15 protein-coding genes are annotated in these 17,329 nt (G+C 37.1%); 13 read left to right on the forward strand and 2 right to left on the reverse strand.

The features are described 5' to 3' along the window. Positions 1-12 precede the first annotated feature (12 nt). The 5 genes from JNUCC51_RS16275 to JNUCC51_RS16295 all read left to right on the forward strand — a co-directional run bounded on the left by JNUCC51_RS16275 (position 13) and on the right by JNUCC51_RS16295 (position 4,726). Complete coding sequence (locus tag JNUCC51_RS16275) at positions 13-1,830, forward strand: phage tail protein (protein WP_337988899.1); 1,818 nt, start codon at positions 13-15, stop codon at positions 1,828-1,830. Positions 1,831-1,845: 15 nt separating this feature from the next. After that, complete coding sequence (locus JNUCC51_RS16280) at positions 1,846-2,040, forward strand: hypothetical protein (protein ID WP_049669061.1); 195 nt, start codon at positions 1,846-1,848, stop codon at positions 2,038-2,040. Between the two features lie 93 nt (positions 2,041-2,133). Then, on the forward strand, positions 2,134-2,538 hold the full coding sequence (locus JNUCC51_RS16285) for a phage holin family protein (RefSeq protein ID WP_337988900.1): 405 nt from the start codon (positions 2,134-2,136) through the stop codon (positions 2,536-2,538). Then, positions 2,535-3,203 carry a M15 family metallopeptidase gene (locus JNUCC51_RS16290; protein WP_337988901.1) on the forward strand — a complete coding sequence of 223 codons (669 nt, stop codon included), beginning with the start codon at positions 2,535-2,537 and terminating at the stop codon, positions 3,201-3,203. Before JNUCC51_RS16285 ends, JNUCC51_RS16290 begins: the two co-directional genes overlap by 4 nt. A gap of 500 nt (positions 3,204-3,703) precedes the next feature. Next, the gene (locus tag JNUCC51_RS16295) at positions 3,704-4,726 is read left to right on the forward strand and encodes an S-layer homology domain-containing protein (RefSeq protein ID WP_337988902.1); all 1,023 of its coding nucleotides are present in this window, start codon (positions 3,704-3,706) and stop codon (positions 4,724-4,726) included. Positions 4,727-4,765: 39 nt separating this feature from the next. Here the strand turns inward: JNUCC51_RS16295 and JNUCC51_RS16300 are convergent, their stop codons facing one another. After that, entirely contained in the window at positions 4,766-5,452 is a 687-nt protein-coding gene (locus JNUCC51_RS16300) for a ZIP family metal transporter (protein WP_337992249.1), read from the reverse strand. A gap of 323 nt (positions 5,453-5,775) precedes the next feature. Between JNUCC51_RS16300 and JNUCC51_RS16305 the strand changes: the two genes are divergently transcribed. Both JNUCC51_RS16305 and JNUCC51_RS16310 read left to right on the forward strand, forming a co-directional pair. Further along, complete coding sequence (locus tag JNUCC51_RS16305) at positions 5,776-7,464, forward strand: FAD-binding protein (RefSeq protein ID WP_337988903.1); 1,689 nt, start codon at positions 5,776-5,778, stop codon at positions 7,462-7,464. Positions 7,465-7,727: 263 nt separating this feature from the next. Beyond that, entirely contained in the window at positions 7,728-9,425 is a 1,698-nt protein-coding gene (locus tag JNUCC51_RS16310; protein WP_337988904.1) for a GNAT family N-acetyltransferase, read from the forward strand. Between the two features lie 82 nt (positions 9,426-9,507). Here the strand turns inward: JNUCC51_RS16310 and JNUCC51_RS16315 are convergent, their stop codons facing one another. Next, entirely contained in the window at positions 9,508-10,188 is a 681-nt protein-coding gene (locus JNUCC51_RS16315) for an NUMOD4 domain-containing protein (RefSeq protein WP_337988905.1), read from the reverse strand. Positions 10,189-10,594: 406 nt separating this feature from the next. Between JNUCC51_RS16315 and JNUCC51_RS16320 the strand changes: the two genes are divergently transcribed. The 6 genes from JNUCC51_RS16320 (at position 10,595) to JNUCC51_RS16345 (ending at position 16,763) form a co-directional block, all read left to right on the forward strand. Then, entirely contained in the window at positions 10,595-11,038 is a 444-nt protein-coding gene (locus JNUCC51_RS16320; protein ID WP_337988906.1) for an SACOL1771 family peroxiredoxin, read from the forward strand. Positions 11,039-11,636: 598 nt separating this feature from the next. Beyond that, entirely contained in the window at positions 11,637-12,206 is a 570-nt protein-coding gene (locus tag JNUCC51_RS16325; RefSeq protein WP_490356154.1) for a sugar transferase, read from the forward strand. A gap of 47 nt (positions 12,207-12,253) precedes the next feature. Then, positions 12,254-13,348, forward strand: coding sequence for a glycosyltransferase family 4 protein (locus tag JNUCC51_RS16330; RefSeq protein ID WP_337988907.1), 1,095 nt, complete (start codon positions 12,254-12,256; stop codon positions 13,346-13,348). Then, on the forward strand, positions 13,341-15,023 hold the full coding sequence (locus JNUCC51_RS16335) for a GNAT family N-acetyltransferase (RefSeq protein WP_337988908.1): 1,683 nt from the start codon (positions 13,341-13,343) through the stop codon (positions 15,021-15,023). Before JNUCC51_RS16330 ends, JNUCC51_RS16335 begins: the two co-directional genes overlap by 8 nt. Next, positions 15,004-15,750, forward strand: a complete 747-nt coding sequence (locus JNUCC51_RS16340) for a hypothetical protein (RefSeq protein ID WP_337988909.1) — start codon at positions 15,004-15,006, stop codon at positions 15,748-15,750. Before JNUCC51_RS16335 ends, JNUCC51_RS16340 begins: the two co-directional genes overlap by 20 nt. Continuing rightward, positions 15,738-16,763: a polysaccharide deacetylase family protein gene (locus JNUCC51_RS16345; RefSeq protein WP_337988910.1), complete on the forward strand. Its 1,026-nt coding sequence runs from the start codon at positions 15,738-15,740 to the stop codon at positions 16,761-16,763. The genes JNUCC51_RS16340 and JNUCC51_RS16345 overlap by 13 nt, the downstream gene beginning before the upstream one ends. The last annotated feature ends 566 nt before the right edge of the window (positions 16,764-17,329 follow it).

Here is a 17,329-nt window from a genome sequence, read left to right on the forward strand (position 1 = left end):
AGGTGATAGAGTTTGCTAATAGTAACAAATGGTTTACAAACAGAGCCACTTCTAGAAACAAATTATGAAAAGTTTGAAGAGTTGAATGGGGCATTACGTATCTCATTTAACTCTTTTTTACATGAAAAAAATCCAGGACATCCACTGTTAGATTTTGAAACAATTATCGAAGATGAGGATGGACATGAATATGTAGTTAAAGAATTCGGTGGTGACACAATTTCTAAAAAGGCTACGGCTGTTCATTTATATTTTTCTTTAGCTGATGAGTTTAAATATGATATTTACAGCGGCACACGGACTTTCGATGATTTTATGTCATTTGTTCTTGCTGGGACTGGCTGGACTTTTATCAATGAAGATATAGACGGGTATCAATTACTACTGAATTTCGGCGAAGCAAATCCAATTGTTTTAATTGATCAATTATGTGCAGCATTTAATTGTGAACGTCAAATATTACCTGGTAAAGTTCTTCGCTTCACTAAGAAAATTGGTGCGGATAATGACATTCAATTCCGCTATCGTCACAACATCGAAACCTTATCATACAGCGTAAATACTGCAAATTTAAAAACACAAATTCGTGGGTATGGTGCAGAGGGAATTGATATAACTTATACTTCGCCATTAGCTGATTCACCTAGAATTGGTATCCGTGTTGCAGATCCTATTCATGACGAGAAGATAGAATCTACTGAAGAAATGACAACACGTTTAGCTAGTGAGCTGCCTCCAGCACCTGAAACGAGCATTAAAGTTAAGGTCACGACCGTGGACGGTGACGTAGGGGACATGGTTTGGCTTATACATGAGGACCTTGCGCTAGAATACCAAACTCGAATTCTAAGTAAAAAAACAAAAAGAGACTACAGTAATTCTGAGGTAGAGGTTGGGAATACACAAGCGAAAAGTATTGTAGATGCCCTGTTAAATCAACATGCAACTATTAATGCTAACGATAAACGCTATCGTTCAAAATTCGAACAAACTAATGATCGAATAGATTTAGAGGTTGAGGAAATAGGGGAATCAATTGCAGCTATTAATATTCGTGCCGATAGTATTACGCAAAGTGTAACAGACTTAAATAACAATTTAAGTAGCCGTATTACTCAAACAGCAGCTGAAATACGTGGTGAAGTATCAGCACAAGTCATTAAGATCAATAATAATATTCAAACGGTTCGTAATGATGTATCAGCTGTGTCGCAAACAGCCTCTCAAATCCAATCAACTGTCACAAGTCAACAGACCCAAATCAGTGGTTTGGGTTCACGAATGAGCAACGCTGAAAGTAGTATCACACAACAAGCATATCAGATTGAATCGAAAGTTAGTGTGTCCGATTTTACAGGGAATACTGTGGTATCTAAAATTAATCAAACAGCAACGACTATTAGTATACATGCTTCAAAGATTAACTTGATCGGTGCAGTTAACGTGTTATCCGACATTACAGGGAATTTAGGAACGATAAATACAGGGACCTTGAATAGTGTAAATATCTATTCAGCTAACATAAATATTGCTGATGACGTTACGATAGGAAAAGTTCTAAAAATCGGTTACCATTGGGCGGATAAAGAACCTAAGGCGATAGAATTCGGAGGAAATCTTGGGGCTTCTGCAATTAGACATTTGGGTGACCAGCTCCATTTAAGTGCACTATTCGGGATTAAAATTAGGGGAGACTTATTTGTTGATGGGGATTACGGTAATATTGTCAAAACTGATACTACTGGTTTAAAGCTTGCATACAGCTCAGCTTCTGGTAGGTTATATGTAAGAATAAATGGATTAGATGTTGGATATGTAAATTTAACATAAAAAGGAGAGTTTTATATGGATTATCAAGTACAACTAAACAATGGACAAGCAATTAATTTAAAAAATGCTGAGTTTGATGCTACAGCATTTACTGCAACATTAAACGATCAAAAAATTTCTTTCGTAAATATTGGTGGGGCTATCATTAATAAACACATTATCGTGAGTGTATTACCAGCGACAGCCACACAAACAGAAACGCAGTCTTAAGACGGGCGTTATTTTTTATTCAATTTTGAGTAGAAGCCTTCCACATATGTGGAGGGTTTTTCTTATGGACTACAAAAAGGAAGAAGTGGTGGAGTGGAAAAATGGATAGCGACTTGGAGTGGTTTTATTGGAGCACTTATTTCTTATTCGGTGAATGGTTTAGGCATGGCAGTAACGGTTTTAATAGGATTTATGGCGATTGATTATCTCACGGGTATTTTGTCTGGTATAGCTAATCATAATTTAAATAGCCGAATTGGTGTGAATGGTATTATTCGAAAAATTTATTATTTGATGTTAGTTGGATCGGTTTATTTACTAGCTTTAGTGATACCAGGGATTGAATATGCAGGAGATGGAGCGGCGATTGCTTTTTGTGTTATAGAGTTTATTTCTATAACAGAAAATGGCACAAAGATGGGATTTCCTACACCAACTTTCATTAAAAATATTTTAGCGATTGTCAAAGATAAAACAGGTGAGGGGGACAATAAATGAGTACGAATATAACAACAACATGCAGAGATTTGGCACAATTATTACCGGCTGCACAATTGGCATGTCGACTCTTATTTCAAGAATGCTACAAGGCAGGCATTCGTAACGTTTTTATTACCGAAACATATCGCTCTCAAGAAAGACAAAATTATTTATATGCCCAAGGACGTACTCGACCTGGGCAGGTTGTTACTTGGACGCTTAAAAGCAACCATAGCAGTCGTTTAGCTTGGGATATTGCTGTTGGTACCCCAAAAACTCTTTATGATGTAGCTACACTTAATAAAGTGGGTACTATCGCTCGCAAGCTTGGCATTACATGGGGCGGGGATTGGATCGGTAGCATTGACCGACCACATTTTGAAGTTAAATCAACTTGGAAAATGCCAACAGGTTATAAGTTAGAAGGTCAAGTAATCGTTCCTAGTAGTAGCAAAACAACAGTGCAATTAATTGTAGAAGACAAGAAGGAGGACAACAAAGTGACACAAGTATGGAATCCTGCATCACCAACAATGCGCACAGAAACAGAAAATTATATAGCGCAAGCAATCAAAGAAGGTATTATTCAAGATTCGCATTTAAAAGATTTAAAAAGTGGTGTAATGACAACTGACCGGTTATTAGGGTTGTATATTACAATTCAGCAACGTCGAGCTAATTAGTTTTAAAGACACCGCCATTATTTGGCGGTGATCATTGGCTTGGCGTTTTTTATTTTTGGGCAATGAGATTTTATTTCAAAAACGATTCTCCATTACTTACCTCTACAAACAAAATAGTTTTACTCTCGGCTATTTCGTTAGATTTCTTCTAACTGAAACCCCATTATTCACTACTAACTACTTTATACCTACTAAAAGAAAAATAGTTTTGTTATTTTTTTCTACATAAATAAAAAAAGAAATAAAGCATATTTATAGTAGGGTGTTTATTCAAAATAAGAAATAATGGGTACAATTCGTTGGATTTGTTGAAGAAACTACATAATTAATTGTAAAAATTATGTAATATATAATATGGGTTTACATGGTTATTTAGTAATTTTTTACGTTGTGGAAAATAGGACTTTTTTATAATTTTGAATAACTTACATATTTTTATAGATTTACTAACAGTTGTTTTAGTACACTAAATTTATGAATTGAAAGGGGCAAGAATAATAATGAAAAAGACACTTATAGCTGGAGCACTTAGTATTGCATGTTTTACAGGAGGTTTTGGATTACAAGCAAATGCACAAGAACATGTACGAGAAAATTTAGATGTTGCTAGCATTATCCATCCAAAACAAGAAGTTGCAGTGGTTATACCATTACAATCATTGACTTACCAGGACCTTTATAAACAACTGTTAATTTCCGAATTAGCTATTGATTATCGTGGTATTGTAACAACAAAAAATAGTATTACAGCAAAGTGGGCAATAGATCCTGAAATGACTCCACAGGAACAAAAAGAATTTAAAGAGTTGTACGGTAACGCTATGCAAGTAAAATTTACTCCATCTGGGAATTCATTTAAAGGAGAAGTTTTGCTTAAAGGAAAATGGGTACCTTTAGATAAGGAAGAATTAAATGAGTTTATTAAAGAAATATTCCGAGATGAAACTATTGATTTAAAACCAGGCGGTTACTTCACAGATTCTATAGGTCACTGGGCTGAGAGCTATATCCAAGTACTTTATCAATTTGACATTATTAGTGGTACATCTGCTACAACATTTAATCCAAACGGAAAAGTAACACGCGGACAATTAGCTTCTATGATTTTCCGTGCTTCTGGATTAGATGTGAAGGAAGATTATGAAGGTCCTGCTTCATATAAGGATTTGGGGAAATATGCAGGTGCAAAAGAAGTAGCGATTTTAGAAGCATATGGCTTACTTGATGTTTTTGATGGTGCTAATTTTGAGCCAAATAAACCTGCTACACGTGAGGAAATGGCATTTGTAACAGCAAAATATATTGAAGGAACGGACTATGATATAAGTAAGGTTAGCAAAAATAACCCATTTACAGATAAAAATAAAATGCGTCAAGAAACTGTTGAATCTATCGGATTATTAAAGCAATTAGGTGTAGTTGATGGAGTGAACGGTCAATTTAATCCAAAAGGCAATCTTACACGTGCCGAGTTCTCTAAAATTTTCACACTAACATTAGCGTTACTTGATGATGCTGAGTAATTAATATAAAGCAATCCACATATTTGGTGGATTGCTTTTTTATTCGACTAGCATATGAAATGCATGACTTAATAAATAACCTAATAAAATATTTGCTATAAAGGATTTTCGTGATACTGAACGAATATGATGCAAAATAAATTCTGAAATACTAGCGGTTGCGATTAACCCAATCGATACACCCATTAGTACGCCTTGTGCCTTATTAGATAACTCCCAATATTGGCCGATCTGTATAAAAGTACTAAAGAAAATTGAAAATGCTACAAAATAAATAAAGAGTCTCCATATCCTTTCTCCTTGTGATAGTAATGCTGTTGAAAGTGCAAAGCCTTCTGGTAGATGATGTAGAATAATAGAAGCTGTTATTGCAATACTTAATGCGGAGCTCCCTAGTAACTGTCCGATAGTAAGGCTCATTGGAATAGTGTGGATAATTATTGCGATTGCGAGTAGTGATACAGAAGGGTTTTGTGTATGGGAACTGTGAAATATACTATTAAGTATTTCAAACATAAAATAGCCCATCAAAATTCCAAGTAAAAGGCCAAATGATTTGTACATTTGAAAAGAAGAAGGAATGACGTCAACTACAAGTAAGCCAACTAAAAATCCACCACATAATAATGATAATCCATGAGTTGTATGTTTGAATAGCCTAGAGAATACCCAAGCTAGGGCTCCTCCTATGCTAGCGCTAAAAAATAGAAAACCACCAAGTATCATTGCACTCAATTGCAAAATTCCTCCACCCTATATATTCTTTAAGCCGTTTAAAAAAATATATGCTAAGTAGAAATGAATATGATAGCCGTAAGTTTTAGAAAAATGTTCGTAGTACTAATTACTAAAAAGTAAAAGGTTATTTTATCGATAAATCTATTTTTAGGGGGTTTATTATCGAAACCTGCGTAATCGAACCAGAACAGACACCAATTACAAAGTCGATGGCGTTAAATTGACTGAATATTATTTAAATTCTATACTCGTAAGTAGTGATACCAGATTCATTGATTTAGTAACTACTAATGAAGGTGAGGAATGTAAGTATGAAATGGGATGCGAGTTATGATGTGGTAGTAGTAGGTTCAGGGGCAGCTGGGTTAACAGCAGGTCTGACAGCAAAGCTACAGGGCATGAAATCATTAGTCATTGAAAAGACAGAGCGTTATGGCGGGGCATCTGCCTTGTCTGGTGGAGCACTATGGATTCCAAATAATCATGTGATTAAGAGTGAAGGTGTTCCTGATACACATAAACTAGCGCGTTTATACTTAGATTCAACCATTGGTGATCGTGTACCAGAGGCTTTAAAGGAAGCTTATATTACACGAGGACCAGAAATGTTAAGGTTTTTAAATAACCATACTAGGCATATGCGTTTCCAATATGCTAAAGGATATTCAGATTATTATCCTGAAAAACCAGGTGGGCTACCTCAAGGACGGTCGATTGAGCCACTTATTTTTGATTTGAAGAAAATGGGATCATTAGCAGATACGATGCGTCGTTCGACATTGTCTACTAAAGGCTTTACGATGAATAGCTACGAATTTCATAAGGTGAATATGATAAGACGCACGATAAAAGGGAAAACAACTGCCTTAAAATTAGGTATACGATTGGTGAAGTCGAAAGTTAAAGGGAGTCTGCCTGTTGCATTAGGGGAAGCATTAATTGCTCGTTTACGAATGTCACTTGCAGAAGTGAATGGAGAGCTGTGGATTTCGACTGCATTTAAAGATTTTATCGTTGAAAATAATCGAGTAATTGGTATCGTAGTTGAACGGGATGGGCAGGAGATGCGCATCGAGGCGAAGCGTGGGGTTGTCCTTTCCTCAGGTGGTTTTTCTCATAATCAAGCATATCGTGAAAAATATTTGCCAGCACCAACAAACGCAAAATGGACTTCTACACCAGAAGGACAAACAGGAGATATTATCGAGCCAAGTATGAAAATAGGAGCCACACTAGATTTAATGGATAAAGTATGGGGAGCACCTTCTGTAATTGATCCACAAGGTCATCCCTTCTTCCTTGTTGCAGATCGCGGGGTTCCTAATATGATGGTTGTGGATGGTGCTGGAAAACGTTATTTGAATGAAGCGGCACCTTATCATGAATTTGTAGACAATATGCATAGTCACCATCAAAAAACAAACGATGCTATACCTTCTTGGATAGTAATCGATGCAACAGCGAAGAGTCGCTATATTTTCACAGGATTATTCCCAGGTCAAGCTTTCCCAAAAAGTTGGTTTGAGAACGGCATCGTGAAAAGTGCACAAACAATTAAAGAGCTTGCTGAACAAATGAATGTACCCCCAGAAAATTTAGTGGACACTGTAGAGCGCTTCAATGCCTTTGCTCGTAATGGCCTTGATGAAGATTTCCATCGAGGTGATAGTGCCTATGATAATTATTATGGAGATCCCACTTTGACAAATCCGAACCTAGCAGAGCTTAATAATGCTCCATTTTATGCACTCCCTATATATCCAGGAGATATCGGGACTAAGGGTGGCTTAGTAGTGGATGAGCATGCTCGCGTTGTAAAGTCGGATGGTACGGCAATTGAAGGGTTGTATGCATCAGGGAATTGCTCAGCCTCTATAATGGGCGAAACGTATCCAGGACCAGGTGCAACATTAGGGCCTGGTATGACATTAAGCTATATTGCAACAACGCATATGGCAAATGCAGTGAATAAGGAAGCATCGACCTTGCTAAAGGTATAAAGATGTTCTACGACCTAAGTTTAGTAATTTACTGGACTTAGGTTTTTTGGTTGGATTTTTAGGGGGGTCTAATGATAAGTAGCTATGAATATAGTAACTATTAAAGTGTTAATTTCGCTCCTATCAAAAGTGGAGGGAGACATTTTGAAGTAAAGGCTGACGCCACCAGAAAAGTGTCTAGTCGGAACAGAAATCAACCCCAGGGTCATGTTGATGAACGTTAAATTGATAATTTTTATGAGTTATAAAAGGAGTGTGTGCACGTGCTATCTTATAGACTCGTAACAACGATGGAAGAGTTAGAGTCCTATAAAAGTACTTGGTCAGAGATACTAGAACGTGAAAAAAATAATAATCCGTTCGTTGAGTTTGAATGGGTTTCGACATGGTGGATGACATTAGGTGTAAATGACAATGTAGAGATTTACATAGTCGAACATGAAGGTATGGCAGTAGCATTTTTCCCGTTTGTTCGTTGTAAACGATTTGGTGGTATACATCATTTTGCTTTTTTAGGACAAGGGTTTGCTACTTATATGGAAGTAATAGCAGTGAAGCAATGGAAGGAACCATCGATTGAATACTTACTAAAGGAGCTTTCTTGGAAATATAAACGGTTTATTTTAGAGCTACACGGCTTATTAGAAAGTAAAAATACATCTCAAATATTAGAAAAATATGCAATAGAGCATCAGGTACCTCATTCTATTTTTCGTGCGGTTACTCCTTATATTGACTTTCATTCTATAAAACTTGAGGATTTTCTTCATAAGTATAGAAAAAAATTTAAAACGATTCAGCGGCGTGAAAAAAAGTTAAAGGCGCTTGGGTACGTAACTTTTCAAGCGGTTCATCATGAAAGAATATCCAGTATGTTTGACTTGTTTGAGAGAAGATGGCGGAAGAAAATCGATAAAAGTGGGTTTACAGAACAACAAACGAGACGCTTTTTTGAGTGCTTGACTAAGGAGAAATGTAACGCGTTACGAGTAGAGGTAGATAGTCTCCAATTTGAAGGGTATTGGATTGGCTTTACTATCGATATTTGCTGTAGAGATCGAAACTTTTGTCAAGCGATGGGACATGAGCCTGATTTCAATATGTTTGGACCTGGTCGTTTAATAGAACGAGAAAATATGCTCAAAGCACACGCTTCGAACTATCGTTTCTATGATTTTGGCAGTGGTTATGAGCCCTACAAGTTTGAGTGGTATACACATATTGATTTTTCAAGAAGATTTGTGATGAGTACAAAGGGTAAAAGAGAACGTATTTTACGACTAATAATGATTTTGCGGGACAGATTGAAAGGTCAGTTAATGAATAATCATCAGCTCGTAAAATTGAAACGAGATCGATTAGGGGAACTACGCTATTTTTTAAAAAATGCTCGTCTAAAGGATTGGTTTCATTCTTTCAAAAAAGGAATTAATCGTTTGATAGCTGTTCATATTTTTGATATTTATGTTTCCGAGAAAGATCAAGGTCAAAATTCATCCAGTTTTAATGAAATGTTTATTCAGGACGTGATGGCTTATAGAGGGCGTGCTAACTATTTTTTAAACTATCATAAGGGCTATCGAATCTTTAGAAATAGCACAAACGAAATAGCTTTTTTAAGACATGATCAACTAATATATGAAGAAAAAATAGGATTCACACACAAACTTCCATCTGATGTTTCCTACATTAAAGAAAATAATTGTCAACTGTCCGATATCGTTGCAAAAGTGCAGGAGGAAGGAAGAGCCGTCTGTATATCCGTTCATTGGTATGAAGGAAAAAGACGTAGAAAGCTAGTACAGTTAGGATTTAAAAAGGTAGAAAGAATAAAAATATTTCAATTATTTAACAAGAAAAAGGTATACCGCCAAGAAAACAATTGGCTAAAATACCTTCAATCACAAGGGAAAAATATTGACCATCTATGGCAATTAGCGCTCTTACCAATGTTTACTTAAAAATCCCCAGCGTCTGTAAAACGACGCTGGGGATTTTTTATGTCAGTTTTTTTTAGAGGATGCTGGATACCTGCTGAAAGAATTAAAAGTGTATACCTGGTTTATCAGATAGCTTGCAGCCTGTACCGTATTTCGCTTTTAAGGCACCTTTAAAATTAGTTTGTTCAAGTTCTGGGAATGCCTGCTTCCAAATCTCAAATACATTGTGACTTGAAGCAGTACCTTCTTTTGTTAGTCGAACAATATGGAAACCGTACTCATCATTGCATCGAGCTAATGGACGATTTTCACGCACTGTAATGATTCGGCCGCTTGCTGTAACATCATATAAACCCTCGTAACCTGAAATAGCACGTCTTTCTTCATCAATGTCGGCTGTTTTTTCTACTTTTTCTTTTTTTGCTTCTTTAACAGCATTTTTTTCTACAGGCTTAACAGCTTCTTTAATTTCAGCTTTCTCTGCAGGCTCAGCTACTTCGTTGACTTCAGCTTTCTCTACAGATGTAGCCTCTTCATTATTTTGAGCTGGAAGCTGTTCCACAATGACGAAATCTTTATTAGAAGCTTTGTCGCTCATTGTCGCCATTACGTTCATGATAGAACCAACATAACGTACTGGTTTATCTTTACCTTCTTCGAATACGAAAATATTATAATCGGTTTTATTCATCTTTTTCATAATAATATTTCCTGTTTTAATAGTAAAACCGATAAATTTGTTCTTTTTAAGTGCTTGTACTGCTTCTTGCTTAGTTAAAATCATTTTTTAAAATCTCCTAAAGAATTGTTTTTTCTATTCTACCATAAAATCAGTGTTCCTGTTTTTCTTAAATATTGGATGTCTTATTATTGCAATGATAATTCTTTATGCCGAGAGTAGAAAAGTGTTTATTGCAATAGAGTGGGGTGATTTCCGTTCTGACTGGAGGTGTCCGATGAGCTGCTAATCTCCAATGAGTGCATATCTACCATAAACCTTTTCTGATCTTTGTTGATGAGACTGGTAGAATCTTTCGTAGGGAGAAATTGAGTTGTACTAGAATCGCTCAGGCAACCTTGCAAACTGAATAGGTAGGTAATAAAATTGGTCGGGTAATTAATAAAACTGCTCAGATTCCAAAGCTAACTGATATAACCTATAACTACATATTCAAAAGGAGGATTTAATTATGGTGCAACATTTATTTACTATGGATTTAAAATGGTCGGAGGGGAGAAATGGTACGGGGAGTATTGTTGCGAACAATCTAAATACGAAAATTTCTATTCCTCGAGAAATGAACGGACCAGGGATTGGGACAAATCCTGATGAAATGCTGCTGGGAGCGGCAGCAACTTGCTATTTAATTACACTGGCTACACTTCTTGAAAATTCGAAGATTGCTGTGTTGGATTTGTCTATGCAAGCTGAAGGTTTTGTTGATGTGACGAACGGTGTTTTTAATTATGAGAAAATCGTACATAAGCCAAGAATTGTTGTACAAAATTTATCTGAGCGAGAACAAAAAAGAATTAATCGCTTAGCTGAGAAGGCAGAACAAACATGCATGATTAGTAAGGCATTAAAAGGAAATGTTCAAATTACATGCGATGTACAAATTATACAAGGGTAAAAAGGGACATCTCCATTTAATTGGTTAAATATATAATAATGTTGGGGGTTATTTAAAAATGATTTTTAAATAACTCCTTTTTTGATTCATTACTAAAAATTTGAGACGAAATCTATTAAAATGTGTGGCATTTTTAGTAGGCAGATTGGGGTGGAGCTGGTGACTTCTTTGCTATAGCTTTGCATTCGCTCAGACAAACCCCGTTGTTGCAGCCGCTTCGCATTCGCACAGACAAACCCCGTTGTTGCAGCCGCTTCGCATTCGCACAGATAAAACCCCATTGTTGCTGTCGCTTCGCATTCGCACAGATAAAACCCCATTGTTGTAGCCGCTTCGCATTCGTGCAGACAACCCCCGTTGTCGCCCCGAAACCCCTAGGAAAGCACCCAGTTGGAACGGAAATCAACCACGTTATAGTGATATCTTTCTTTTTTTACATATTATTATGAAATTGCTTTTTCAAAAGTAGTTCTATAAATATCCCAAATGAATATATAAAGTTAAGTGCTAAAAAAATGCAAAGGATGATGTGTTGCAAGAGCAGTCGGCTCAGACTATTAAATTTTATAGTCAGTATGGGAAAAGAATTTTTGATATTGTGGGGGCACTCCTATTACTTTTTATTACCATTCCTCTTATGTTAGTAGTATTCCTCATATTACTTATTAGCACAGGCCGCCCTGTTTTTTTTAAACAAATTCGTACTGGACAGGATCATCAGCGCTTTGTTATTTGGAAGCTACGGACAATGACCATACAGGCAGTTCCGGTGAATATGCCTACTATGTGTGCAGAAGGAATTCCGGATGATTACTTTTTTAAAACTGAACAGGATGTTCGAATCACGAAGGTTGGGGCCGTTCTTCGGAAGTTAAGTATTGATGAAATTCCACAGCTCATTAATGTCTTAAAAGGAGATATGAGTATTGTTGGGCCACGACCAGAAGTTCCAACCATCACAAATGCTTATAACACTTTACAGTCACGGCGTTTAGAAGTAAAGCCAGGTTTAACAGGGCTTGCTCAAATTAACGGCCGCTCTAATATTTCTCACGGGCAAAAAATTTCATATGACCTAGAATACGTCGATCGTTATTCCTTTTTGATGGATTTTAAAATTATCATCAAAACACTTTACGTAGTTTTAGCGAGAACAGGTGCTTATTAAAAATTAAGGAGTGTTAGGTTCTGAAGATCGTTCAGCTTATTACACGTATGGATAAGATTGGAGGAGCGCAAAAGCATGTAGAGGCACTTACCCTAAAATTAAAGCAAGATAATCACGAGGTAACTATTGTGACTGGCCTTTATGATCCATCATTGTGGCGCTTTCAAGAAGAAAAAATTGATGTTATCAGTATCCCAGCCATGCAGCGGGCGATTCACCTTAAAAAGGATTTACAGACCTTTTGGCAATTAAGAGCAGCATTAAAAAAAATACAACCAGATATTATTGCTGTGCATTCATCGAAGGCGGGCGCAATTGGTCGTGTAGTAGGAAGGCTTTTACGCATTCCAACTGTTTTTACGGCTCATAGCTGGAGTTTTACAGAAGGCGTACCTCACAAGAAAAAGAGGATGTATAGTCGAATGGAAAAATCAGTGCAGCCGTTAACAGCTAAAATTATTACGGTATCTGAATATGATCGCAAGCTAGCATTAACAGAAAAAATTGCTCCTGCTCATAAAATGCAGACGATTCATAATGGCATCTACCAAATAGAGAAGCGAGTAGCACCTATTAAAGAGACTGAGGAGTATCCATTAATAGTGATGGTTGCTCGTTTTGAAGTGCCAAAAAGACAGGATTTATTGCTAGAGGCCTTAGCAGAACTTTCTGATGTACCTTGGCGCCTGCAATTGATAGGTGATGGCTCACTTCGCCCTAGTTTAGAAAAATTCGTCGCCGATAAAGGCTTAATGGATCGTGTCTCGTTTTTGGGCAATCAATTAGATGTCACATCTTTACTTGAGGAAAGTCATTTATTTGTCTTGCTATCAGATTGGGAGGGCTTACCGATTTCAATTATTGAAGCAATGCGAGCAGGACTTCCGATTATCGCCACGAATGTAGGTGGCGTTAATGAGTTAGTTTCTGATAATGAGAGTGGATTTTTAATTAATCGAGATGATAAGGATTTACTAAAGAAAAGGCTTAAACAATTATTAATGGATGAGAGCTTACGTCAAAAAATGGGGGACGCTAGTGAACGTCGCTTTTTAAAGGATTTTACGTTTCTACCAATGTATCAGAAAACTCTATTTGTCTACGAACAGGCTGTTTTAAAGTCAGCTAAGAAAGGTGATTAGTTTGCAATTAATTCGCATTCGAACTGATGATGAGCTTATGTGGTACAAGGATATTTGGGATGAAATTTTAGAAGCGGAGGACAATGATAATCCATTTATAGAATTTGCATGGTTTTATAACTGGTGGCAAATTGTTGGGCGAAGAGAGCGTGTGGAGCTCTATGCCGTTGAAGAAAATGGTACTATCATTGCCTTTTTCCCCTTCTTAGTCCGACTTCGATGGGGAGTACGAATTTATGCCTTTGTGGGAGAAAATATTGCGAATTATTCAGGTGTTGTAGCGAAAAAAGAATGGCTGTTGCCCGCGACGACCTTTGTCTTTGATCAGCTCATTGAAAAGTATAAACACCTAATATTTTCGTTTCATGGGTTATTGGAAAGCAAAAACTCTACAAAGGTTATTGAGCAATATTTTGTTGAAAGGCAGTTACGTCCGAGTGTTTTCCGTGTAGTCACTCCGTATCTTGCCTTTCATGATGTAGATTTTCCTAACTATTTCAATCAACGTAGAAAAATGCATGGTGTTGACAGAAGAGAACGGAAGCTACGGAATTTAGGCTCATTATCGAGGAAAATTCCTTTGCAGGACGAGCTTTGGCAAATGTTTAGATTATTTGATCGACGATGGGCTAAAAAAATAGATACAAGTGATTTTACGAAAGGTAAGAAAAAGGATTTTTTTGAACGGTTAACGCTTCTTAAAGGGGAGGCATTACAAGTCGAGATAGACGCACTTGTTTTTGAAGACCAATGGATTGCCTTCACCTACGGGATATGCTGCCGTGGACGTTATGTCACTTACGCACTTGCACATGAGCCAACATTTAATATATTTGGGCCTGGCAGATTAGTGAATCAGGAAACTATCAAGCGAGTCTATTCTGAAAACTATCGCTTGTTTGATATGAGTATTGGCTATGAGCCATATAAGTTCGATTGGCGCTCTAATATTGATTTTACAAGGCGTATGCTCGTAAGCAGTGGCACGAAACGAGCAAAGCTATTGGCGAGTCGTTATACGCTGAAGGAACGACTCAAGGAATTTTTAAAAGGCAATCATCGTGTCGTGGAATGGAAGCGCAACACTCTAGGTCAATTACGTTACTTAGTAAAGTATGGAAAAGTAAAAGATTGGCTAGAATATGGACAACTGTTCGTAGAAAAATTTATTCGTTTTAAGCAAGTGGATTTGTATGAATTATCCCCATCAGATAATGTTACACCGCAACGACCTGTAGGAGATTTGTTTGAGGAGTTGTCGATACAGGAGGCGATGCAACTTGATAAGGAAGAAATTATTTCTTTATTTTATAAGGGATACTCAATCTACAAAGATTCTTATGCAGAAACGAATAAGCCTGCGTTTGCGTTACATGCGGTGAACTGGCGTGTAGACGAATTGCAAATTGTTGAAGCATTGCCAAAGCAGACATATTTTTTAACCTATGATGTTTATAAAAATATCGATATTATCACAGCCTTTTTCCAAAAAATGAAACCTGCACAAACACTTTGGGTTACTGCAAGCTTTTGGCAATGGCGAAAGCGTAAACGATTATTGCAGCTAGGCTATAAACGTATTTCTCGAATGAAACATTTTAAATGTGCTCGTTTTGAGCGAAATCATGTAGAAAAATACACAGAGAGTGGGGGCGATGTTCATTCTGTCCATTAAAAGTAAGCGATGGAATATCGCAATGCAGCATTTTTATTTCGTAGAGAAGCCAGCCAATGTTAGAAAATCAATGAAGGTTGTTGGATATACAAATTCACTTGTACCGAGCCGTAAGCTTGTTAAAAGTGAAACGGTTCATATTCACCTTACAGATAGTGAGTTATCACTGTATCTTGCTCTTTCAGAAAGTAATCGAAAAATTCTTCGTCGTGCACAAAAAGAGTCCTATCAAGTTTTTATTTATAAAGAACCATCAGATGAAAATTTACGAGCCTTTCAACAGTTTTATAATAACTTCGCAAAAAGGAAAAAACTCGAGCTAATTAGTAAGTCTAAAATGGAAGCTATTACGCTCTTGAAAAATAAAGGAGCACTATGGCTGTCTGAGATTCGCAGTATTTGTGGACAAACACTATGCTATAGACTCGATATTGTATACGCTAAAAAAGCGATGTCCTATTATGTAGCGACTTGTCATTCACAATTGATGCCAGAGCATTTAAAAAGACCAGTTCGTTATGCAAATCGTTTCTTACTATGGCATAATTTATTGCATTTTAAGGAGCAAGGCTTTGTTTTATATGATATGGGGAAGCTGACAGATGATCAAAATGTTCGTGCATTTAAGCAAGGCTTCGGTGGACAAGTCGTCGATGTATACTCCGGCTACATTACCCAATCCAAAATACGTGCACTGTTACTGGGCGTGCAAAAATGGAGGAAGTAGTAATTGAAGTAAATCGTGGAGGTCTTGTCATATCATTGGATTTTGAGCTAAATTGGGGCGTCCACGATGTATTTAAGTACGGACAATACAATAAAAATTTATATGGCGTACGTGAGGCATTGCCTAAAATACTAGAGTTGTTTGAACAATATGGCATTCATGCGACTTGGGCAACAGTAGGGCTATTGTTTGCTGAAACCAAAGCTGAAATGGCTCACTACTTAAGAGGTATTCCAATAAAGTATAAAAACATGCGCTACGCAGCACATACACAACTTGCAAAAGTAGGAGAAAATGAGCAAGAGGACCTTTTACATTTCGGCAAATCCTTAATTGAGAAGATTAAAAATACGCCACATCAAGAAATAGGCAGTCATACATTTTCACATTTTTACTGTTTGGAAAATGGACAAACTGAAGCAAATTTCCGTGCAGATTTACATGCTACTGCAATGATTTGTGAAGAAAATATCGGACCGATGAAATCGATTGTATTTCCGCGTAATCAAGTGAATGAAGCATATTTCCCAGCGTGTCAGGAAGTAGGGTTTGTGTGCTATCGGGGAAATGAAAAACATCCGTTGTATGATCCTCAAAAATTTACGAAAAAAGGTCGACTATTAGGTGTCAAAAAATGGCTGGATAGCTATGTTAATGTAACTGGAAATCATCTAGTAACGCTAGAAGAGATGCAAAAGGATTCCTTTATTAACATTCGTTCAAGTGCATTTTTAAGGCCCTATTTTAGCCCTTTACGATTTTTTGAAGGCTTAAAAGTCCAACGTATAAAAGAGGGAATGCATGAAGCTGCAAGGTCTAAAGCTTTTTATCATTTATGGTGGCACCCACATAATTTTGGCAAGAACATCGAAAAAAATTTAGCTATGCTTGAGGAGCTTTTACAGTATTATCAGGAATTGAATAATCAATATAACTTTCAAAGCTATACGATGTACGAGGTCGCAGAGCTTTGCCGAACTTTATCCCGCAAAAGCCCGATTGGTGAAGACTAATGATCGGTGGGGTGAAAAAACAAAAAGTAGCAAACTAGAAAATTGCCTAGTGTGCTACTTTTTATGTTATAGGGGTAAGTAGGATGTGGGGAATTTTTTTAAATTAAGAGGGTGACGAAATTGTGTGTACTAATGGTACTATTAATATCAAAGGTAATTCTCTAGGTATTTTTAAAGGGACGATAAATAAATGCAGGGCAATTGACTTTAATTTTGCTCATCACCTGGAAAATGGGGATGACATGTTGTTAGAACATGTGGATAGGTTGATTGGAGTGGAGGCTGGGCGACTCCTTGGGGATTAGCGTCAGAGGAACGAAGGCTAAAACCATCACGTCCTGTGATAACGCCTTCGTGACCAACATCGGTGCTGTTGCTGTCGCTACGTTGCACTACGCTTTCGCACAGAATGAAACCCTTTTGCTGACGCTGCGTTAGCACTACGCTTTCGCGCAAAAAACATCTGTTGGCCCGAGACCCTGGAGCGAGCAAAGCGAGTGAAGCGGCTCATCAAACGCCCCTAGGAAGCTCTGCTCTGCGCGAAAGCGAAGCGACAGCGGCAAATG

The organism is Lysinibacillus sp. JNUCC 51, from assembly GCF_015999525.1.
GTDB lineage: Bacteria > Bacillota > Bacilli > Bacillales_A > Planococcaceae > Lysinibacillus > Lysinibacillus xylanilyticus.